The organism is Streptomyces sp. NPDC041814, assembly GCF_055590565.1.
In genome coordinates this window covers 166,134-186,049 of record NZ_JBVJAM010000013.1, presented here as the reverse complement: position 1 = coordinate 186,049, position 19,916 = coordinate 166,134, and the positions used below count along the sequence as shown (strand labels likewise).

The window sequence follows — 19,916 nt, the reverse complement described above, 5'->3', positions numbered from 1 at the left end:
TCCGGGCGTTCCCCGCATGCGGGTGACACGAGGCGATGTGAGGGTGCAAAGGTGACCACTGCCAGCGAGACCGCCCCCGCCGCGCAGAGTGCCGCCGCGCCGCCCGTGCTCGATCCGCGCCGCCGCAACATCGTCTTCGCCACGATCGTGCTGGGCATCCTGCTGGCCGCGCTGGACCAGACGATCGTGGGCACCGCGCTGCCGACGATCGTCTCGGACCTCGGGGGCGCCGCGCACATGTCGTGGGTGGTCACCGCCTATCTCCTCGCGGAGACCGTGGCGACGGTGCTGGTCGGCAAGTTCGGCGACCTGTTCGGCCGGAAGATCGTCTTCCAGCTCTCCGCGGTCATCTTCATCACCGGTTCGTTCCTCTGCGGGCTGGCGACGAACATGACGCTGCTGATCGTGTGGCGCGGCCTCCAGGGCATCGGCGCCGGCGGTCTGATGGTCACCTCGATGGCGCTGATCGCCGACGTCATCCCGCTGCGCGACCGGGGCAAGTACCAGGGCGCGATCGGTGCCGTCTTCGGTGTGTCCACGGTGATCGGGCCGCTGCTCGGCGGGCTGTTCACCGACCACCTCACCTGGCGCTGGGCGTTCTACGTCAATGTGCCGATCGCGATCGTGGTGGTCATCGCGGCGGCCCGGACGATCCCGTCCGTGAAGGCGGCCGGGCGGCCGGTCATCGACTACCTGGGCATCGCGATGGTCACGATCGGGGCCAGCGCCCTGATCCTGGCCACCAGCTGGGGCGGCAACGAATACGCCTGGGGCTCCGGAGTCATCATCGGCCTGTTCGTTCTCGGGATCGTGGCGCTCGCGCTGTTCTGCCTGGTCGAGTTCCGGGCGAAGGAGCCGATGCTGCCGATGCGGCTCTTCGGCAACCCGGTCTTCACGGTCTGCTCGATCCTCAGCTTCATCGTCGGGTTCGCCATGCTCGGCGCGATGATCTTCCTGCCGACGTACCTCCAGTACGTGGACGGCGACTCGGCGACCCTCTCGGGTGTACGGACACTGCCGATGGTCGTGGGGCTGCTCGCCGCGTCCATCTTCAGCGGCAACGTGGTCAGCAAGACCGGCCGCTACCGGATCTTCCCGATCATCGGCTCGCTGGTCATGGCGGTGGGCCTGTTCCTGCTCTCCCGGATGGGCCCGGACAGCGGGGTCTGGCTGGAGTCGCTGTACATGCTGGTGCTCGGCATCGGCATCGGGCTCTCCATGCAGGTCCTGACCATCGCCGTGCAGAACACCGTGGACTACGCGGACCTGGGCACGGCGACCTCGGGCGTCACTTTCTTCCGTACGCTCGGCAGCTCCTTCGGCACCGCCGTCTTCGGGACGATCTACGCGAACGCCCTCGGCCCGCACCTCAGGGACGGGATCACCGAGGCCGCGCGGGCGGGCGGCGACCCGGCCGTGCTGGCCAAGGCGTCCCAGAGCCCGGAGGGGCTGCACGCACTGCCCGCCGCCCAGTCGGAGCCACTGGCCCAGGCGTACGCGGACACCCTGCACACGGTGTTCCTGTGGACGGTGCCCGTGGCGCTGCTCGGGTTCGTCGTCGCGCTGTTCCTCAAGCAGGTGAAGCTGCGGGACACGGTACGGGCGGGCTCGACGGACATGGGTGAGGGCTTCGCCTCGCCGAACACCCAGGACCCGGCACAACTCCTCGAATTCTCGGTGGCCAAGGTGCTGCGACGGGTGGACCCGGAGACGGCACGGCGGATCGTCGTGGAATCGGACACCCGGCTCGACGTGGCGGGCGCCTGGGCGGTGATGCAGGTCGAGCTGTTCACGCGGATGGTCGGCCACGCGGGGCTCCGGCTGATCGCGTCCCGGCACCGGATTCCGCCGGAGGTCCTGGTGCCGGTCTTCGACCGCATGATCGAGGAGGGCTTCCTCACCGGGGACGGCCATCTGTTCCAGCACACCGCGGCCGGCAGCCGCGAGGCCCGGACCATCAACGACGCCTGGGCGCGCTGGCTCAACGACCAGCTGGGCGAGCACGGAGAGCGCCCGGACGACGCCCGGCTGCGCGCCGCGGTCGACGTGATCGCGAAACGGCTGCTCGCGGAGGACCTGACGCAGGAGCTGGCACCGGTCGCCCCGGCGGGCGCGCCGGTCTGAGGCCCCTGCTTCGGTCCGCTCTCAGTCCGCGAAGACGGCGGTCTCGTACACCCAGGCGCCCTCGTGCCGCACGAAGCGGCTCTTCTCGTGGAGGGAGCCCTGCTGCCCGCCCGCCGTGTAGTGGGCGCGGAAGGTGACCGTGCCGGTGCTGTGGAAGGCGCTGCCCTCCGTGGTCTCCAGGACCTCCAGGCCCTGCCAGCGCTGCCCGGGGTCGAGGTCGAGGACGTCGGGGCGGTGGTCCGGGTGCCAGGTGCGCAGCAGATACCCGGCGTCCCGGACGGCGAACGCGGCGTACCGCGACCGCATCAGCGCCTCGCAGGTGGCCGCCGGAGCCCCCGCGTGCAGCCGGCCGCAGCACTCGGCGTAGGCGGCGGGCAGCCCGCAGGGGCACGGCGAAGCCGCGCTGATCTCCGGGAGAGGGGCGGTGCGGGGGCTCGCGGCGGACGGGCGCCGGGAGCGGGAGGTGCGTCGGGACATGGGTCCATTGTGACGTGCGCGGATGCGCGGGCCCGACGTGAGGGGCGGCTCAGGTCAGCAGGAAGTCGGCCTGACCGGCCTTGGCGCCCTGGATGAAGGCGGCGATCTCGTGGTGGGTGTAGATGAGGGCCGGACCGTCGGGGTCCGCGGACTGGCGCATGGCGATTCTCCCGTCGGCCAGTTTCATGGCCTCGACGCAGTTGCCGCCGTTGCCGCCGCTCCAGGGCTTGTACCAGCCTTCGGAGCCGAGGTCAGCGGCGGGCATGCCGTTGTATATGGGTGTCATCACAGCTCCTTGCGGAAGTCCCGGAGGAGTTCCTTCGTGCGTTGTGCAGTCGCGGCCTGGGCCGCCATGCGGTCCATGACCTCGAGGTAGGAGGCCACCTCCGGTCGCGCGTCGAAGTAGACGGCCCCGGTCAGGTATTCGCTGTAGACCATGTCGGGCAGTTCGGGGACGGCGAACCGGAAGAGCACGAACGGCCCGTACGTTCCCGGGTGGTGACCGGTGGAGAACTCCGCGATCTGCAGGGTCACGTTGGGCATCTCCGTCGCTTCCAGGAGCTTGTCCACCTGGGCGCGCATGATCTCGGCGCTGCCCACCGGACGGCGCAGAACGGTTTCGTCCATCACCACCCACAGGCGCGAGGCGTCCGGCCTGGTCAGCAGGGACTGCCGCTCCATCCGCAGCGCCACATGGCGCTCGATGTCCTCCGGCCGGGTCTGGCCGACGGCTCCGGTGCGCATCACCGTCCGCGCGTAGTCCTCGGTCTGGAGCAGTCCGGGGACGAAGTGCGGCTCGTACATGCGCAGGAGGCTGGCGGCCCCCTCCAGGCTGACGTACATGCTGAACCAGTCCGGCAGCACGTCGTGGAACCGCTGCCACCAGCCCGGCCTGTTGGCCTCCTCCGCGAGCTCGACGAACGCGTCGTTCTCCGCGTCGGAGATCCCGTACGCCTTCAGCAGCGCCTGGACGTAAGGGATCTTGAGCGCGACCTCGGCCGTCTCCATCCTGCGGACCGTCGCCGCGGTCACACGCAGCACCTTGGCGGCCTGGTCCCGGCTCAGGCCGGCCCGCTCCCGCAGTTCCTGCAGACGCTTGCCGAGAACGACCTGGCCCACGGTCGGGGCGGACCGCGGTTCGCTCACTTCAGACCTCCCCCATGCGCTGTATGTGGGTGCAGTGTGCCATGCGCCTGCTTCCAAGGACACAGCCACTCTGGAATTTTCAGAGTGCCCCTTGCCAAGTGTTCGCGACAGGTGGAGAGTTGGGGGGCGAAACCAGTTGACCTGTCGCGCCCTCGGCCTTTTCGAAGATCGCGAAGCGTGACGCAGCCCCCACTGTGAGGATTCGGTCGTGGCACCTGGCAGTGCGCTCATCCCCCGGCTCGCGGAGACCGGCCCGGGGACCGAAGCGCTCCGGTACTGCTTCGCGCTGCCCGCGCGTCCCGAATCGGTCGCCATCGCCCGGCGCCTGACGAAGGCCCGGCTCGGCGAGTGGCGCACCGGCGGCGACGCCCTCGACGCCGCGGTCCTGATCGTGTCCGAACTGGTCACCAACGCGGTCGTGCACACCACCAGCGCACGGGTCCTGTGCGAACTGCGGTGCCTCGGCGGACGGCTGCGCGTCTCCGTTCAGGACCAGGGGAACCAGCCCGACGGACCTCGCCTCGGCAGAGGCGCGGACGACGAGCACGGACGCGGCCTGCTGCTCGTCGACTCCCTGGCCCGCTCGTGGGGTTCGCGCGACGCCGGGGACGGCTCGGGCCGCATCGTCTGGGCAGAACTGCCGCACGGCTCGGAGCACTCATGCTGAAGAACGCCATGAACCACTTCCTCGGACACCGCCGCTCCCGCGAGCCCGGCGGCTCCCCCGGCTCCACCGGCCGGGTCCAGCTGCCGCTGCCCACGACCCTCTCGGCGAGCCTCGGCTACGACGCGGTCGGGGTGCCCGCGCGCCACGGCTTCCGTCTGATGTCCCATCTGCCGCGCACCGGCTGCGTCTTCGCCGACGGCGAGCGCTGGTGGTGGATCGTGCCGGCCGGCTCCGACCTCGACCTGGACTGGCCCGAGCAGGTGGCCTACGCCCGCGGGGCGTGCGTGCCCGCGGTACGCCCCCGGCTCATCCACCAGCCCGACAGCCGCACGCCCTACACCCCGCCGATCCCGCTGTTCCTGATGGTCTGCCAGGTGACGGGCGTGACGCCGTCGTGGACCCAGGCGTACGGGCCCCGGGCCGTCTCCGCTCCCTGATCCGGGCCGCGTCCCCGTCCCCTCCCGCCCCCGTCACCCTGCGTTGTCAGTGGCCGGTTCTACTGTGGAACCACTGATCGAGACCCGTGGAATACGGGGTCAACGGGTGTGAAGGGGGCGGTCCGGTGCGTGCTGTGGAGCCTTTCGAGGGCGGTGCGTCGCAGATCGGGGAGGCGGGGACGGACGAGGACACGTTCGTCTTCCCGGAGGGCTGGCGGCGCCTGGTCCACCCGCGGCGCGGGGGCATCGCGCGGACGCCGGCCCGGGTCGACAAAAAGCTGGTCGACGCGGTCGCGCAGCGGACGGTCGAGGAGCACGCCTGGATCCAGGAGTATCTGGACGCGCCGCGCAGCGACGCCGCGCTGGTCGCCGAGGTACGCCGGCATCTGAGCGGGGACCCCTCACCCGTCGGAGCGGCGGCGGTGGCCGTCATGGTCGGGATGTACGCACCGCCCGGGAACGCGTGGGCGGACAGCTGGGTGCGGCTCCACGGACTGCCGTTCGCCGCCCGCGCCGCGGTGGAGCTGTTCATGATCCGGCCGCACTACATGCAGAGCGGGACGCACCGCTACGACGCCTGGCTGGAGGCGGGGTTCGCGGCGGACGAGACCTCTTCCGGGCACTACGGCCGGATCGCCGCCGACCGGGTGCGGGCCCTGCTCGCCGCCGCGGACGACGAGACGTACCGGGCCACCGTCGACGCGCTCTCCGTGTGCCGCACCGACCCGCACCGGGAGATCATCACGGCCTACCTGGCACCCAGCGAGTCCGGCTGGGTCGCGGAGCTCTGCGCCCGCCCCGAGACGACCGGGAAGCTCGGCTCCGGACTCCTCTCCCTGATCTTCTGCACGCTCGACGCACCGGAGCAGGCCGCGCTCTACCCGCCCGTCCCCGGCTTCGACCGGTCCCCCGCCGTGATCGCCACGGCCGCCGAGGGCATCGGAACAGCGATCGTGCCCATGCTCACCGAGGCGCTGGAGCGGGGTTACTTCTACGCGGACGGGATGAAGAAGCTGGCCGAGGCACTCGCCGAGTTCCCCACCGACGACGCCTTCGGCGCCCTGCTCGCCCACGCGGACAACAAGCAGGTCCGCCCCGCCCTCCTGGACGCGATGGACCGCTTCCCGGCCCGCGCGCTGCGGCTGCTCGCCGCGGACGCCCGCGACCGGGCGGACCTTCCGGCCGCCTCGGCCTCCGGCCTGCTCCGCACGCACATCGCCCGGCACCGCCCCCTCGTGGAGCGGGTGCTGCCGACACTGGACGAGGAGCCGGCCGCCGTCGTGGAGCCCCTGCTGCACCCGGCGGGCCACCTCGCGGACGCGCCCGCCGACGCCCTTCCGGCCGTGCTCACCGCGCCGCCGTGGACCCGGCGGCGGACCGCGGCGCGCCCTCTCACCGTCACCGGTCTGACGCCGGACGAGGGGAAGGCCGTGCTGTGGGCGGCCGGTGAGCGGGAGGAGTGGGCGGCCACCAGCAGCTGGTACACCCGGCGCGAGGCGGTGGACGACTGGGAGCAGACGCTCGACTCGCTGCGCTACGGGCTCGACGCCTCGGACCTGCGCCCCGCCTGGGTCTATGTCCACGGACCCGAGGAGCGCGTCGCGCCCCTGCTCGACACCTGGGACCCGACCGACGTGTGGGAGGCCGCCGACACGCTGAAGCCGGTGGCCGCCCGCTTCGGCCTCGGCGCCCTGCCCCTGCTGCTGCGCGTCGTGCCCCGTCGGCCGAGCTCGCTCGCCCCGCTGCTGATGCCGTACGTCGACGCGCGGGTGGCCCGGCACATGGCCGACTGGGCGGTGCGCCTCAAGTCCACCGCCGCCGTCGCCCGTTCGTGGTTCGAGCGGCACGGCGTCCGGGCGGCGCCGCTGCTCGTGCCGGACGCGGTCGGCAGGGCCGGGGCCGCGCGCCGCGCCGCCGAGCAGGCGCTGCTGCTGATCGCCGGGCTGCACGGCGACGCGGTGGTGCGCGCGGCTGCCGAGGGGTACGGCGAGAAGGCGGCGGCCGCGGTGGCCGGGCTGCTGGCCGCGGATCCGCTGGAGCGGGCGCTGCCCACCACCATGCCGGAGCTCCCCCGGTGGGCGGACCCGGTGCTGCTGCCGCAGCTCGCGGTGGCGTCGGGCGGGGCGCTGCCGGCGGAGTCCGTCCGCCATCTGCTGACCATGCTCGCCGTGTCCGCGCCCGGCGAACCGTATCCGGGGCTGGCCGAGGCGATCCGGGCGGTGGACGCGGCCTCGGCGGCCGAGTTCGCGTGGGCGCTCTTCGAGCAGTGGCGCGCCGCGCTCCTGCCCGCCAAGGAGACCTGGGCCCTGCATGCCCTGGGGGTGCTGGGCGACGACGGCACGGTGCACCGGCTGGCCCCGGTCATCCGCGCCTGGCCCGGCGAGAACGCCCATCACCGGGCGGTGGAGGGGCTCGACGTCCTCGCGGCGATCGGCAGCGACGCGGCGCTGCTCCAGCTGCACACCATCGCGCAGCGCGTGCGGTTCAAGGCCCTGAAGGCGCGGGCCACGGAGAAGATCGCCGAGGTGGCGGCGGGTCTCGGCCTGACGGGCGAACAGCTCGCGGACCGGCTCGTCCCGGATCTCGGTCTCGACGCGGACGGCTCCACGGTCGTGGACTACGGCAGCCGCACGTTCACCGTGGGCTTCGACGCACAGTTGCGGCCCTACGTCCGGGACGGCGACGGCAAGCTCCGCAAGGACCTGCCGAAGCCGGGAGCGCGGGACGACGCGGAGCTGGCCCCGGCCGAGCGGAAGCGGTTCGCGGCCCTGAAGAAGGAGGTGCGGGCGATCGCCTCCGACCAGGTGCGCCGGCTGGAGGCCGCCATGCTGGCGGACCGCTCCTGGACGGCACGGGAGTTCAGGGAGCTGTTCGTCGGCCACCCGCTGGTGTGGCACCTGGTGCGCAGGCTGGTGTGGCTGAGCGAGGCGGACGGGGCGACGACGGCGTTCCGGGTGGCGGAGGACCGCGGCTTCGCCGGTGTCGGGGGCGAGGAGTTCGCCCTGCCCGAGGGGGCGACCGTGCGGCTGCCGCACCCGTTGCGGCTGGGCGAGGCGGTGGCCGGCTGGTCGGAGGTGTTCGCGGAGTACGCGATCGTGCAGCCGTTCCCCCAGCTCGGGCGCCCGGTGTACGCCCTGACCGAGGAGGAGGCCGCCGGACACCGCCTCCGGCGCTTCGAGGGGTTCACGGTGCCCACGGGCAAGGTCCTCGGCCTGGAGCGGTACGGCTGGCAGCGCGGCAATCCCGAGGACAACGGGGTGGAGCGCTGGATCTCCAAGCGGCTGGGCGACAACCGCCACCTGGTGATCGCTCTCGGCGGGGGCATCGCGGTGGGCGCGGTCGACGTCTACCCGGAGCAGACGCTGGAGACCGTCTGGCTCGACGTCGAACCGGACGACTACTGGCACAGCCGCCGTCACGACCTGCGGTTCGGCTCCCTGGACGCGGTGACCGCGTCGGAGCTGCTGGCCGACCTGACCGCGCTCACCGAGGACGCCGCGTCATGACCGTGCGGCCCCCAGATACGCCAGCCCCGGGTGCGCCTTCACATAGCCGTCCACGAGGCGGTGGGCGACGGAGACCGAGTCGACCAGGGGGTGCAGGGCGAAGGCCCGGACCGCGTCCGCGCGCGATCCGCTCCCGGCCGCTTCCAGCACCGCGCGCTCGACGGCCTTCACCGAGGTGACCAGGCCCACCGCGTGGTAGGGCAGGGGGTCGACGGCGACGGGGAGGGCGCCGTTGGCGTCGACCAGGCAGGGGACCTCGATCACGGCGTCCGCGTCCAGCACCGAAAGAGTGCTCCGGTTGCGGACGTTGAGGATCAGGGTGGTCCGCTCGTCCCGGGCGATGGCCCGCATGAGGGCGAGGGCGACCTGTTCGTAGCCACCGGATTCGAGGTCGCTCTCCTCGCGCTCGCCTGCCCCGGCGACGTCCCGGTTCTCCGACATGTAGGTCGCCTCGCGCTCCGCGCGGGTGCGGTCCCAGGTCGCCAGGGCCGGGCTCGCCGGGTCCTTCATCCGGCCGTAGAAGCCCTCCTGCTGCTCGCGGAGGAAGGCGCCCCGGGTCCGCTCGGCCTCCTGGTAGGCGCGGACGGCCTCGCGGTTGAAGTAGTAGTAGTGCAGGTATTCGTTGGGGATCGCGCCCAGCGAGCGCAGCCAGTCGGCGCCGAACAGCCGCCCCTCCTCGAAGGAGCCCAGCAGTCCGGGATCGTCCAGCAGCCGCGGGAGTTCGTCGCGTCCGTCGACGTACAGCCCGCGCACCCACCCGAGGTGGTTGAGCCCGACGTAGTCGACACGGGCCAGGTCCGGATCGGCGCCGAGGACCCGGGCGATGCGGCGGCCCAGGCCCACGGGCGAGTCGCAGATGCCGATGACGCGGTCGCCGAGGTGCCGGGACATCGCCTCGGTGACGAGCCCGGCCGGGTTGGTGAAGTTGATGACCCAGGCGTCGGGGGCCAGCCGCGCGATGCGCCGTGCCAGGTCGACGGCGACCGGCACGGTGCGCAGCCCGTACGCGATGCCGCCGGCGCCGACCGTCTCCTGGCCGAGGACGCCCTCGTCCAGCGCGACGCGTTCGTCGGCGGCCCGGCCCGCGAGGCCGCCGACGCGGATCGCCGAGAAGACGAAGTCGGCGCCGCGCAGGGCATCGTCCAGGTCGGTCGTGGCGTGGACGGCGGGCGCGTCCGGGACGGGCCCGGCCTGCTCGGCGAGGACCCGGGCCACGGCGGCGAGCCGGTCGGTGTCCGTGTCGTAGAGGGTGACGGCCGTGACCCGGCCCTCGGCGTGGTCCGCGAGCAGCGCCCCGTACACCAGGGGAACCCGGAATCCGCCGCCGCCCAGAATTGTCAGCTTCACGCTTCCGCATGGTACGTGTCGCCCCGGGGGCGTCCGGCGGATCTTCGCCGGTCCGCGAGGCCGGGGCGCGGGGCCGACCGGTGGACGGGGCGTCGTGTCCGCCGCCGGCCACCGGTCGGCCGCCCGGCCGGAGCGGGGACCTCAGTCGCCGTTCCACCAGCGGGTCACGACGCGCCAGAGGCGGGCGGGGCCGCCCGGCTTGCGCTGGCGCGGGACCCGGCCGGACAGTGCGTCCGCCGATCCGTCGACCGTCGTGGTCGCCCCGGCCGGGGCGCCGGACGACGGCGCGTGGGCCCCGTCCAGGGGGGCGCGGACCGGGGTCGGGGCGGTGTGGCGTACGGCGGACTGGACCTCCCAGTCCTGGCGGGCCGCGTTGGGCCGGCCCATGGAGGGCGGCTCACGGTCGTCCTGCGGGGAGCGGGGAGCGAATTCCGCGGGGAGTTCCACCAGGTGACGGCTCATGAAGTTGCCGACCCACTGCAGTTCCTTCTCGTCCACCGCGAGTTCGAGGTCGGGGAGCCGCATCAGGAGGGCGTCCACACCGACGTCCGCGATGGCGCGGCCGATGTCCTGTCCGGGGCACTCGTGGGGGCCGCCGCTGAACGCCAGGTGCGAGCGGTTGCCCTCCATGTTGGCGGTGAGGTCGGGGCGGACCACGGGGTCGGTGTTGGCCGGTGCGATGCCGACGATCAGGGCGTCGCCCGCCTTGATGTGCTTGCCGCCCAACTCGGTGTCGCCGACGGCCCAGCGGCCGAAGACGGCGGTGAACGGGGGCTCGTCCCACAGGGTCTGCTCGACCGCCTCGGGGACGGTCATGTGGCCGCCGCTGAGCCGGGCCCGGAAGCGGGGGTCGGTGAGGACCATGCGCAGCACGTTGGCGATCAGGTTGGCGGTGGCCTCGTAGGACGCGATCAGGATGAGCCGCAGGTGCTCGGCGACTTCCTGGTCGTTCATGTTCGCGGGGTGCTCGACCAGCCACGTCGCGAAGTCGTCGGCCGGTTCGCGGCGGCGCCGCTCGACCAGGCGGGTGAGCGCTCCCACCACGTAGGCGTTGCTCTGGACGGCGGTGGCGGTGCCCTTGATCATGTCGCGGGCCGCCTCGACCATCCGGTCGTTGTACTCCTCCGGCATGCCGAGGATGGCGCACATGACCATCATCGGCAGCCGCTCGGCGAACTCGGCGACCAGGTCGGTGCGGCCCTCCCGGCAGAAGCCGTTGACGAGCCGGTTGCTGTACCGGTTGACGTGGCGCCGCACGCCGCGCGTGTCGATGCGGGCCATGGAATCGGTGACGGCACCGCGCTGGCGTTCGTGGGTGGCGCCGTCGGCGAAGACGCAGATCGGCTGCCAGGTGAAGATCGGCGCCAGCGGGTGGTCGGGGGCGACGCTGCCGTCCTGGAGGGCCCGCCAGCGGCGCGAGTCGCGGGAGAACTGCGAGGGCGTACGGGTCATGTGCAGGTTCTCGCTGTGGCCGAGGACCAGCCAGGCGGGCACGTCGCCGTGCAGCAGGACGGGGGCCACCGTGCCGTGTTCGGCGCGCAGTCTCTCGTACAGGCCGTGCGGGTCCTGCTCGGCCTCGGGGCCGTAGAGCCTGCGCAGGCCGCCGGGGCCGATGCCCAGGCCGTGGGCCGGGCACTCGGGGGGCGGAACCTGGCCGTGCTCGTAGGGAAAGGGGGTTGTCACGATCGCTCCAGGGGTCGGGCGGGGTGCCTGACGGTCGGGGGCGCGGTGGGGGCGCGCGGAACGGGTTCGGGAAGGGTGCGCGGGAGGGGTCAGCCGAGCGGGCGGGCGATGCCGTGCAGATAGCGCATCAGGGTCATCAGCACATCGCGGCTGGAGCCGCGCAGCCGGGCGTCGCAGTCGATTATCGGGACCTCCTCCGGGAGGTCCAGGGCTCCGCGCAGCGCCTCCACGGGGTACTTCGGGGCCTCGGGGAAGGTGTTGATGGCGACGACGAACGGCACCCCGCGCTCCTCCAGGCGTCCGATGACGTCGAAACTGGTTTCGAGGCGGCGGGTGTCGACGAGGACGACGGCGCCGAGCGCGCCCTCGAACAGCCCGTTCCAGAGGAACCAGAAGCGTTCCTGGCCGGGGGTGCCGAAGAGGTAGAGGATCAATTCGTCGCTGATGCTGATCCGGCCGAAGTCCATGGCGACGGTGGTGGCGGTCTTGCTCTCCACGCCGAAGTTGTCGTCCACGCCGACGCCGGCCTGCGTCATCGTCTCCTCGGTGGTCAGCGGCCGGATCTCGCTGACCGAGCCGACCATGGTCGTCTTGCCGACCCCGAACCCCCCGACGATCACGACCTTCACCGCGGCGGTGGCCGTGGTGGGCAGGACGTCCTCGCTGCGGGGGCCCGTGATCGTGTCAGAGTTTCTGAAGTCCATGCATCACCGCTTCGAGGAGGGACCGGTCCGGGAGCGTCGCGCGGACGATCGGCGCGCGCGATTCGATCAGACCGGTGGCGAGGAGTTCGGTGAGGAGCGAGGTCACCACGCTGAACGGCAGACTGAGGTAGGCGGAGAGTTCGGCGACTGATAACGGGGCCTGGCAGAGCCGCAGGATCACGGCCTGCTCGGGCTGCACCGTCGGTGACGGCTCCGACTTCGAGACAATCATCGTGACCAGGTCGAGCGCTGCCCGCTCGCTGCCGTCGGGATCGCCGGTGATGACGTAGAGCCTCTCCGGATCGCTCAGCGCCGGGTCGGCCTTGCGGCGTTCTCGTCGGGGAGAGTTCATCCGGCCTGCCCGTCGTGGCGGGGCGGGCTCGTGAGGTGTCCGCCGATGCGTACGACCATGTCGCGCATCCGGGCCCCGACGTGCCCGGCGTCCACCGTCTCCCCGGCGAGCACCGCGAGGTAGGCGCCGGTGCCCGCGGCCATCAGATAGAAGAAGCCGCCGGTGACCTCGATGACGACGAGCCTCATCCGGCCGTCGCTGTACGGGATCTCGGAGGCGACGGCCGCCGCCAGGCTCTGCAGGCCGGCGCAGGCCGCCGCGAGCCGGTCGGCGACGTCGGGGTCGCCGCCGTGCTGGGCGATACGCAGTCCGTCGGCGGAGAGCACGACGATCTGGTGGATGTCCGGGACGTCGTCGGCGAGTTCCTTGAGCATCCAGTCCATGTTGCCCCGCTGCTGGATCACCGCTGATCTCCCTTGTCCCACGCGTCGTCAGAGCCTTCGTCCGCCCTGGGCTCCTGAGGCACGCCGTTGGCGGCCTTGGTGAACGCCTCCAGCCAGATGCCGGGGGGCGGTTCCTTGCTGTTGTCCTGGCCGGGGCCGTAGCTCTGGCCGTGGCCGTTGGTGCGGCCGGCGGTGGGGTCGGCGGCCTGTGCGGGGAGGTTGTGCGAGCCGAGCGGGGCGCGGCCGCGGCTGCGGCGCTGCGGGAGTCCGCCGGCGGTCCACTCGGTCACGATGGGCACGTCGTCCTGCATGGCGACGGCCGGGGTGGGCGGGACGGCCGGGCGGGGCTCGGAGACCACCGGGCCGGTCGCGGGCCGGGCGGCCACCGGGCTGGGCTTGCGGCGCTTGCCGCGGGGCGGCACGACGTGCTTCATGTCATCGAGGTCGATGTCGCTGGTGGGCCGTGAGGTGGCGCCGATGCCGTGGGCGATGCCGGGGGCCGGGCCGGTGGTGATCATGGCGCGGGGCACGATGAGCACGGCGCGAACGCCGCCGTACGCGGACTGCCGCAGCGAGACCTGGAGGTCGTACATCCGGGCGAGGCGGCCGACGACGGCCATGCCGAGACGCGGGGACTCGCCGAGGTCGTTCATGCTGGACCCGGCCTGGGCCCTGGCGAGCATGTTCTCGGCACGGGCGCGGGCCTCCTCGCTGAGGCTGACCCCGCCGTCCTCGATCTCGATGGCGATGCCGGTCTGCACCTCGACCGCGGTGACGTGCACCCGGGTCTGCGGGGGCGAGTAGCGGGTGGCGTTGTCGAGGAGTTCGGCGCAGGCGTGGATGAGCGGTTCGACCGCGGTGCCGATGATTGCGACCTTGGCGATCGAGTGCAGATCGACGCGCGGGTACTCCAGGATGCGCGACATGGCGCCGCGCAACACGCTGAACAGCGGTACGGGCTTGGGCCACTGGCGGCTGGGGCGAGCACCGCCGAGGACCGCGATGGAGTCGGCGAGACGGCCGATCAGCGCGGTGCCGTGGTCGATGCGGAGCAGGTCGTCGAAGACGTCGGGGTTGCGCCCGTGGTGCTCCTCCATCTCCCGGAGCTCACTGGCCTGGCGGTGGACGATCGCCTGGACGCGGCGGGCGACGTTGACGAAGGCGCGCTGCGCGGAGTCCCGGGTCGCCTCCTCGTTGTCGATGATGTCGAGCACCGTGTAGACGAGGGAGCGCTGGGAGTCGGGCAGGTGCCGGTAGACCGGGTCGGAGTCCACCACGTCGCGCAGCACCTCGTCGGGCGAATTGCCCACGCGCAGACGGTGGATGGCCGACGGCAGCAGCTCCTTGCTGATGCGCACGGTCTCTTCGTCGTGGTCGGCGATGCGCCGTTCCAGGACGGTGACGCGCTGTCGGTACTCGGTCTCCCGACGGCGGATCGTCCTGCCGCGCCGGGCGATCTCCACGGCGAGCGCGGCGACCACGACGGTGGCGAAAGCTCCGCACCAGACGACTGGTATCCGCGCGGGCTCGGCAACCAGCGCCGCTGCGGCGGCGGTTGCTCCCGCCATCACGACGACGGGAAGCAACAGGGCGCGGGCGACGGGGGCTTCCCTGCCGGCCGGCGGTGATTCAACACGGGCCATCTGAACCTCTGGCGGTTGATTCGGTAGGTATTCCGGAGATTCGGCGCTTGCATGAACATAGGGAACAAGCGCGCGAATTCACCTCAACTCGGCTTCACTGCGCGTGAGCTTAGTCAGATCGAATCAGCGCTTTCGCACATTCCTCCAACCCCCTGCGCGAGCGCTCCCGCAGGAGTACGCTCACGAGTTTTTGCACGCACCGCCTTCGGGCGTGTGCGGGGAGTGACGGGGCGGAGGAATAAGGAAGAATCGCCCCGCAGGGCGATGGATGGGCACATATGAACGAAGACGCCCGTACGAGTGGTACCGGGGGAGCCTTCCAGGACACCCCTCAGCGGCGGGCGCCGCCGATGCGCCCCTCCAGTTGCACCAGGAGTTCGCTGAGCTGTTCGCTGAGCCGGTCGCGGGACTCGGCGTCGAGGCCGGAGAGCACCGCGCGTTCGTACGCCAGCTGCCGGGGCAGCAGTCCGTCGACCAGATCGCGGCCCTCGCCGGTGAGGCGCACATAGGCGACCCTGCGGTCGCGCTCGTCGCCGCGCCGGGCGATCAGGCCGCGCTCCTGGAGCACCCGCAGCCGCTTGGTGACAGCGGCGCCGGAGGAGAAGGTCTCCCGGGCCAGTTCACCGGGGGTCAGTTCGCGGTCGGTACGGCGTACGGCTCCGAGGAGGTCGAACTCCGCGCGGGTCAGGCCGGCCGCCCGCAGCGGGGCGTCCTCGGCCTGCTGGAGCAGCGCGGAGCAGCGGTTGATCCGGCCGATGAGCTCCATGGGCCCGGTGTCCAGCTCCGGGTTCACGGCCCGCCACTGCCGGACCACCGAGGCGACGATGTCGTCGGTCACACCGCTCCGTTCTCCTGGGCGGGGACCAGCAGCCCCCGCCGTTTCGCTGTCGCCGCGAGCGTACGGTGTCCGGCCTGCTCGGCGGCGAGCACCGCCTCCTGGGACAGCTCCGGCTGCCACCACTCGCCGGCCGCGGCGTCGTCCGCCTCGCGCAGCTCGACCAGTGATCCGGTGAGCCGGCGGCGGGCGGCGTCCAGGGCGGCGGGCGCGGGCTCCGGAGCGGCGAGGGTCTGCACGGCGTGCGCGCGGGCGCGTTCGGCGTCGGCCAGCGCGCGTTCGACGCGGCCGGTGGCGCGGCGGTTGGTGACGAGGACGGCGGCGAGGAAGCCGACGGCGGCGCCGATCACGGTGTCCAGCAGCCGGTCGCCGATCAGCTCACCGGCCGGGTGGCTGCCCGCGTACTCCAGGACGAGGAGGGCCATCGGGGTCACGGCGACGGAGCCGAGCCAGTAGTTGCGGGTGATCAGCGCCTCGGCCGAGAAGGCGAAGAGGAGGCAGAAGCCGATGAGGGCGAGCGGCGCGGTCCGGGCGACCGGGAGGACGGCGGCGAAGACCAGGACGCCGATGAGGTTGCCCAGGGTGCGCTGCAGGGTGCGGTTCCAGGAGAGCGTGACGTTGGCCTGGTAGAGCGATGCGGCGGTGACGATCGCCCAGTACGGGCGGCCGACGCCCAGGGCCGAGCAGGCGTACCCGGCCAGGGCGCAGCCGACGAGCGTGCGCGCGGCGACCGGGAGCAGCGGGGAGCCGGGGGCGAGGCCGCGCAGCAACGCACGGAAGGAACCGCGACGGGCGGTGCGTTCGGCGTCGAGACCGAAGAGGTCGGCGCCGGTGCCCGGGGCGGGCGGCGGGGTGGGCACGGGCCCCCGGGCGCGGGTGAGCCGGGCCCACTCGCGGAGCGGGCCCGCTTCGGCGGGGTCGGGGGTTCCGCCGAGGACCGAGGCCTCGGCGTGGACGACGAGGCGTTCGAGGGCGCGGCGGGCCGGGGTGGGGCGGCCGGCGGCGAGGAGGGTCTGCCACGCGGCGTGCACGGCGGCGACGGCGGCGCGCCGGGTGGCGTGGCCGGGGGCGGCGGCGTGCGCGGCGGCGGCGTTGAGGGCGCGGGCGGTGGCGCGGCGTTCGGGGCCGTCGCGGCGGACGAGCGCGGGGGCGACGACGGCGACGAGCCAGGCGACGGCGCCCGCGCCGAGGGTGAGGGCGAGGTGGCCGGGGACCTGGGCGAGCGTCTGGGGGACGAAGAGGGCGGCGGAGGTCACGAAGGTGAAGATCACCGGCCCGGGCGGGCCGATCCTGGTCGCGTCGCAGAGCAGCTTCTGCCCGGCGGCCAGGAGTGCGCCGACGGCGATGAGCACGGCGGTGGACGTGGTGAGCGAGGCGACGACGAGGGCCGCGCCGAGGCCGGCGGTCATGCCGAGGACGACTCCGGCGACGGTGCCGGCGCGGCGGGCGTACGGAAGGTTGTGGCCGTACAGCGCGCACAGCGAGCCCGCCATCGTGTACATCACCAGGTCGAGCCGGCCGAGGGCGAGCAGCACCAGGTTGGGTATCGCGGTGGCCACGACCACGCTGGTGGCGGGCTTGAACCACATGTCGGACGGCCGGTTCAGACGCAGTGGGCCGGTCAGCGGGAGCCTGCGGACGGCGGGCCTGGGGGACCTGATGGTTGTATCGCTCACTCATTTACTTTAACAGGTATTACACAAGTAAAACACCTGGATCGAGACCGGCCCCCGGACATGACGCCGCCCGCGCTCCCCGGACGGGGGGCGCGGGCGGTCGGACCTACGGGAGCGGGCTCAGCCGAGGCCGCGGGCGTCCTGCTTGAGGGCGGTGTCCACGGTCAGGGCCGTCGCCACCACGAGGCTCAGCAGCGGCTCGGGCAGCTGGTAGTGGATCTGGAGGACATAGTTGTCGGCCGTCGTGAACAGCGTCTTCGCGAGCCCCTCCCAGGTCTTCGTGATCCGGGCGACCTCCTGGTCGTTGTGGTCCACGATCGCGAAGTTCCAGGCGCGCCAGTTCTCGGCCTTGATCGCGCCGATCTGCTGTCCGCCGGCCATGATCGCGAAGTTGATCTTGCCGATGGCGTTCTGCTGGACGATCTCGCCGACCGCCTGGCCGTCGGGGCGCTCCACGATCACCCGGGACTTGATGAACTTCGCGGGGCGGGTCAGCAGCAACTGCGGCCGGCCGTGCGCGTCCCGGATCTCCAGGCGGTGCGTCAGGTACTGGTCGACGCTGGTCAGGAAGCGCAGCACCTTGCGCATGGCGCCCTGGCCGACCTGGACGACCGAGCCGATGGTGTTGCCGTGCTGGTCGAAGACGCTGTACTCGTTCGTCAGCTCGATCAGTTTGGCCTTCTGGTTCACGACCAGGACCTGCTGATCGAAGAGCGAGCCGCCGGGGGCGCCGCCCTGCGGGTGCTGCGGGGGGCCCTGCTGGGGGACGGCCGCGGGCTGCTGCGGCACCTGGGCCTGCTGCTGCGGCTGCGCGGGGACCTGGGCCTGCCCGTCCGCGGGGTGGGTGTGCTCCGTCCACCGGGAACCGTCCCAGTAGCGCAGCAGCTGAGGGGCGCCGTGCGGATCGGGATACCAGCCCGCGGATACGTTCGAGTGCGTGGTCACCGAGGCACACTATCCCGCCATGGCTGGAATCGAACCGCTCGCCCGAGGATCCACAGGTTCACCGCTCCCCCACGCACTGCTTGAAACTTCAACGCGCCGCGTACGATGTGCGGGATGAACAGGGTGAGCGAGGTGGCGGAGCGGCTGCGCGGCACCGGTGCGCCGGTCGTGCTCGCCTGGCTGTTCGTCCTGGTCGCGCTCGTCTCGTGCTGCGCACCCCAGTCCGTACGCCCTCACTCCTCCCCCGAATACGCCCCGGCCTCGGCCCTCGCGACGCTGACCGACCTCACGGTGGTCCGGGTCGTGGTGGCCGACGCCCCCGGCGACCGGGGCGTGGGTGATTCCTGCCATGACGCCCCGGAGCACTCGGCGCCCGTCGTGCTGCCCGGCCAGCCGGGTCCGGCGGCGGTGCCTTCGGCGGCCGTGGCGCTCCTCCCGCACCGCCCCCTGACCGGCGGCGGATCGATCCGGGGCCCCTCCAACGACGCGGTCGGCGAGGTCGACCCCCTGCGCCTTCAGGTTCAGCGGACCTAGGACGGCCGGGAGCCGCCCCGTGCCCTTTCCCGGGTGCGGCGGCTCCCCCTGCCGTAAGCACTCCGTCCCACGATCCGATGAACCGAAGGACCCGTCATGGCTTCCGCCAACAAGCAGAACACCGGCAAGCAGAACACCCCCGCCGCCGCCCGTCGCGCCAAGCTGGAGGAGGCCCGCCGTCAGGAGCGGGCCCGTGAGCGCCGCTCCCGCGTCATCACGCTCTCCGTCGGCGTCCTGGTGGTCGCCGGCCTCGTCGTCGGGGGCGGTTATCTGATGAACGCGGCCGATGAGCAGGACAAGGCCGAGGCGCAGGCCAAGACCTCGCCCGTCACCGGTGAGAAGAGCTGGGACAAGCTCACGCAGAACCATGTGGAGAAGACGGTCGACTACCCGATGAACCCGCCGGTCGGCGGCGACCACAACCCGGTGTGGATGAACTGCGACGGTGACGTCTACACCGAGGCCATACCGAAGGAGAACGCCGTCCACTCCCTTGAGCACGGCGCGGTGTGGGTCACGTACACCGACAAGGCGAAGCCCGCCGACATCAAGAAGCTGAACGAACGGGTGTCGTCCACGCCGTACTCGCTGATGAGCCCGGTCGAGGACCAGGCGGCACCGCTGATGCTCAGCGCCTGGGGGAAGCAGCTCACGGTGAAGAGCGCCGCGGACGCCCGCGTCGCGCAGTTCTTCACGAAGTACGTGCAGGGCCCGCAGACCCCGGAGCCGGGCGCCGCCTGCACCGGCGGGATCGCCAAGTGACGGCCGCCCCGCGCACCTCGCGGCCCCTGGTGCTGGCCGGCGGCGCGGTGCTGCTGCTGGCTCTCGCGCTGATCGCGCTGACCTTCGTACGCCCGTCGACGTCGGCGCCGGCAGCGGCGGCGTCCGCGTCCGCGCCGGCCGAGTCCTCGGCCGATGTGGGGTTCGCGCGGGACATGGCGGTCCACCACCAGCAGGCGGTCGAGATGGCGTTCATCGTCCGGGACCGCACCTCGGACGAGGCGGTGCGCAGGCTGGCGTTCGACATCATCAACACCCAGGCCAACCAGCGCGGCATGCTGCTGGGCTGGCTGGAGATGTGGGGCCGGGCGAAGAGCTCCCCCGGGCCTCCGATGGCGTGGATGGGGCACTCCTTCACCCCGCGCGGTGACGGCGCGCTGATGCCCGGCATGGCCACCGACGCAGAACTGGACGAGCTGCGGGCGGCCAAGGGCAGGGACGCCGAGATCCTCTTCCTGAAGCTGATGACCGCGCACCACAAGTCGGGCGCCGAGATGGCTCGGGCGGCGGCCTCGGCGGCGAAGACCGAGGAGATCAGGAACCTGGCGTCGGGCATGGCCCTGGCCCAGCAGTCCGAGATCGACCTCATGGCGGACATGCTCAAGGAGCGTGGGGCGTCCGCGTCCTGAGGCGGGCCGGGGCCGGGCGGCCCCGGCCCGACCGTACTGGCGTACGGA

At 72.4% G+C, this 19,916-nt stretch carries 19 protein-coding genes; 7 read left to right on the top strand and 12 right to left on the bottom strand.

Features of this window, described 5'->3' with window-relative positions:
- Positions 1-51: 51 nt before the first annotated feature.
- Positions 52-2,124 (top strand): MDR family MFS transporter, encoded by a 2,073-nt coding sequence (locus ACZ6C6_RS28880; RefSeq protein WP_469206825.1) that lies wholly within the window; start codon positions 52-54, stop codon positions 2,122-2,124.
- Between the two features lie 21 nt (positions 2,125-2,145).
- Here ACZ6C6_RS28880 and ACZ6C6_RS28875 read toward each other — a convergent pair whose 3' ends face one another.
- From ACZ6C6_RS28875 to ACZ6C6_RS28865, 3 genes are read right to left on the bottom strand one after another with little or no spacing between them, the layout of a single operon-like run.
- Positions 2,146-2,601 (bottom strand): YchJ family protein, encoded by a 456-nt coding sequence (locus ACZ6C6_RS28875; protein WP_469206823.1) that lies wholly within the window; start codon positions 2,599-2,601, stop codon positions 2,146-2,148.
- A 49-nt stretch (positions 2,602-2,650) separates the two neighbouring features.
- A complete protein-coding gene (locus tag ACZ6C6_RS28870) occupies positions 2,651-2,887 on the bottom strand; it encodes a DUF397 domain-containing protein (protein WP_073965751.1) in 237 nt (78 codons plus the stop codon).
- Positions 2,887-3,747, bottom strand: a complete 861-nt coding sequence (locus ACZ6C6_RS28865) for a helix-turn-helix domain-containing protein (RefSeq protein ID WP_469206820.1) — start codon at positions 3,745-3,747, stop codon at positions 2,887-2,889. The genes ACZ6C6_RS28870 and ACZ6C6_RS28865 overlap by 1 nt, the downstream gene beginning before the upstream one ends.
- 208 nt (positions 3,748-3,955) lie before the next feature.
- On the opposite strand from ACZ6C6_RS28865, the gene ACZ6C6_RS28860 reads away from it, so the two are divergent.
- From ACZ6C6_RS28860 to ACZ6C6_RS28850, 3 genes are all read left to right on the top strand, one after another.
- On the top strand, positions 3,956-4,414 hold the full coding sequence (locus ACZ6C6_RS28860) for an ATP-binding protein (RefSeq protein WP_469206819.1): 459 nt from the start codon (positions 3,956-3,958) through the stop codon (positions 4,412-4,414).
- Entirely contained in the window at positions 4,408-4,851 is a 444-nt protein-coding gene (locus tag ACZ6C6_RS28855; protein ID WP_469206817.1) for a hypothetical protein, read from the top strand. Before ACZ6C6_RS28860 ends, ACZ6C6_RS28855 begins: the two co-directional genes overlap by 7 nt.
- 125 nt (positions 4,852-4,976) lie before the next feature.
- A complete protein-coding gene (locus ACZ6C6_RS28850) occupies positions 4,977-8,357 on the top strand; it encodes a DUF4132 domain-containing protein (protein ID WP_469206815.1) in 3,381 nt (1,126 codons plus the stop codon).
- Here the strand turns inward: ACZ6C6_RS28850 and ACZ6C6_RS28845 are convergent.
- The 9 genes from ACZ6C6_RS28845 to ACZ6C6_RS28805 form a co-directional block, all read right to left on the bottom strand.
- Positions 8,352-9,704, bottom strand: a complete 1,353-nt coding sequence (locus ACZ6C6_RS28845; protein ID WP_469206813.1) for a 6-phospho-beta-glucosidase — start codon at positions 9,702-9,704, stop codon at positions 8,352-8,354. The genes ACZ6C6_RS28850 and ACZ6C6_RS28845 overlap by 6 nt on opposite strands.
- Before the next feature lie 141 nt (positions 9,705-9,845).
- The gene (locus ACZ6C6_RS28840) at positions 9,846-11,387 is read right to left on the bottom strand and encodes a cytochrome P450 (RefSeq protein WP_469206812.1); all 1,542 of its coding nucleotides are present in this window, start codon (positions 11,385-11,387) and stop codon (positions 9,846-9,848) included.
- A gap of 89 nt (positions 11,388-11,476) precedes the next feature.
- Positions 11,477-12,091, bottom strand: a complete 615-nt coding sequence (locus ACZ6C6_RS28835) for a GTP-binding protein (protein ID WP_469206811.1) — start codon at positions 12,089-12,091, stop codon at positions 11,477-11,479.
- Positions 12,072-12,443, bottom strand: coding sequence for a DUF742 domain-containing protein (locus ACZ6C6_RS28830; protein WP_018100233.1), 372 nt, complete (start codon positions 12,441-12,443; stop codon positions 12,072-12,074). The genes ACZ6C6_RS28835 and ACZ6C6_RS28830 overlap by 20 nt, the downstream gene beginning before the upstream one ends.
- Positions 12,440-12,847 carry a roadblock/LC7 domain-containing protein gene (locus tag ACZ6C6_RS28825; protein WP_143619359.1) on the bottom strand — a complete coding sequence of 136 codons (408 nt, stop codon included), beginning with the start codon at positions 12,845-12,847 and terminating at the stop codon, positions 12,440-12,442. Before ACZ6C6_RS28825 ends, ACZ6C6_RS28830 begins: the two co-directional genes overlap by 4 nt.
- Positions 12,844-14,469 (bottom strand): sensor histidine kinase, encoded by a 1,626-nt coding sequence (locus ACZ6C6_RS28820; protein ID WP_469206809.1) that lies wholly within the window; start codon positions 14,467-14,469, stop codon positions 12,844-12,846. The genes ACZ6C6_RS28825 and ACZ6C6_RS28820 overlap by 4 nt, the downstream gene beginning before the upstream one ends.
- A 331-nt stretch (positions 14,470-14,800) precedes the next feature.
- A complete protein-coding gene (locus ACZ6C6_RS28815) occupies positions 14,801-15,307 on the bottom strand; it encodes a MarR family winged helix-turn-helix transcriptional regulator (protein WP_469206807.1) in 507 nt (168 codons plus the stop codon).
- On the bottom strand, positions 15,304-16,980 hold the full coding sequence (locus tag ACZ6C6_RS28810) for an FUSC family protein (RefSeq protein WP_469206805.1): 1,677 nt from the start codon (positions 16,978-16,980) through the stop codon (positions 15,304-15,306). Before ACZ6C6_RS28810 ends, ACZ6C6_RS28815 begins: the two co-directional genes overlap by 4 nt.
- Positions 16,981-17,100: 120 nt before the next feature.
- Positions 17,101-17,925, bottom strand: a complete 825-nt coding sequence (locus tag ACZ6C6_RS28805) for an LURP-one-related family protein (RefSeq protein ID WP_469206803.1) — start codon at positions 17,923-17,925, stop codon at positions 17,101-17,103.
- A 114-nt stretch (positions 17,926-18,039) separates the two neighbouring features.
- On the opposite strand from ACZ6C6_RS28805, the gene ACZ6C6_RS28800 reads away from it, so the two are divergent.
- The 3 genes from ACZ6C6_RS28800 (at position 18,040) to ACZ6C6_RS28790 (ending at position 19,868) form a co-directional block, all read left to right on the top strand.
- The gene (locus ACZ6C6_RS28800) at positions 18,040-18,459 is read left to right on the top strand and encodes a hypothetical protein (protein WP_469206802.1); all 420 of its coding nucleotides are present in this window, start codon (positions 18,040-18,042) and stop codon (positions 18,457-18,459) included.
- Positions 18,460-18,555: 96 nt separating this feature from the next.
- On the top strand, positions 18,556-19,221 hold the full coding sequence (locus tag ACZ6C6_RS28795; protein ID WP_469206800.1) for a DUF3105 domain-containing protein: 666 nt from the start codon (positions 18,556-18,558) through the stop codon (positions 19,219-19,221).
- On the top strand, positions 19,218-19,868 hold the full coding sequence (locus ACZ6C6_RS28790; RefSeq protein ID WP_469206798.1) for a DUF305 domain-containing protein: 651 nt from the start codon (positions 19,218-19,220) through the stop codon (positions 19,866-19,868). Before ACZ6C6_RS28795 ends, ACZ6C6_RS28790 begins: the two co-directional genes overlap by 4 nt.
- Positions 19,869-19,916: the final 48 nt, after the last annotated feature.

Coding starts and splice junctions, on each gene's coding strand:
- ACZ6C6_RS28875 (WP_469206823.1), bottom strand. CDS start 2,601: ATGTCCCGACGCACCTCCCGCTCCCGGCGCCCGTCCGCCGCGAGCCCC.
- ACZ6C6_RS28870 (WP_073965751.1), bottom strand. CDS start 2,887: ATGACACCCATATACAACGGCATGCCCGCCGCTGACCTCGGCTCCGAA.
- ACZ6C6_RS28855 (WP_469206817.1), top strand. CDS start 4,408: ATGCTGAAGAACGCCATGAACCACTTCCTCGGACACCGCCGCTCCCGC.
- ACZ6C6_RS28835 (WP_469206811.1), bottom strand. CDS start 12,091: ATGGACTTCAGAAACTCTGACACGATCACGGGCCCCCGCAGCGAGGAC.
- ACZ6C6_RS28830 (WP_018100233.1), bottom strand. CDS start 12,443: ATGAACTCTCCCCGACGAGAACGCCGCAAGGCCGACCCGGCGCTGAGC.
- ACZ6C6_RS28820 (WP_469206809.1), bottom strand. CDS start 14,469: ATGGCCCGTGTTGAATCACCGCCGGCCGGCAGGGAAGCCCCCGTCGCC.
- ACZ6C6_RS28800 (WP_469206802.1), top strand. CDS start 18,040: ATGAACAGGGTGAGCGAGGTGGCGGAGCGGCTGCGCGGCACCGGTGCG.
- ACZ6C6_RS28795 (WP_469206800.1), top strand. CDS start 18,556: ATGGCTTCCGCCAACAAGCAGAACACCGGCAAGCAGAACACCCCCGCC.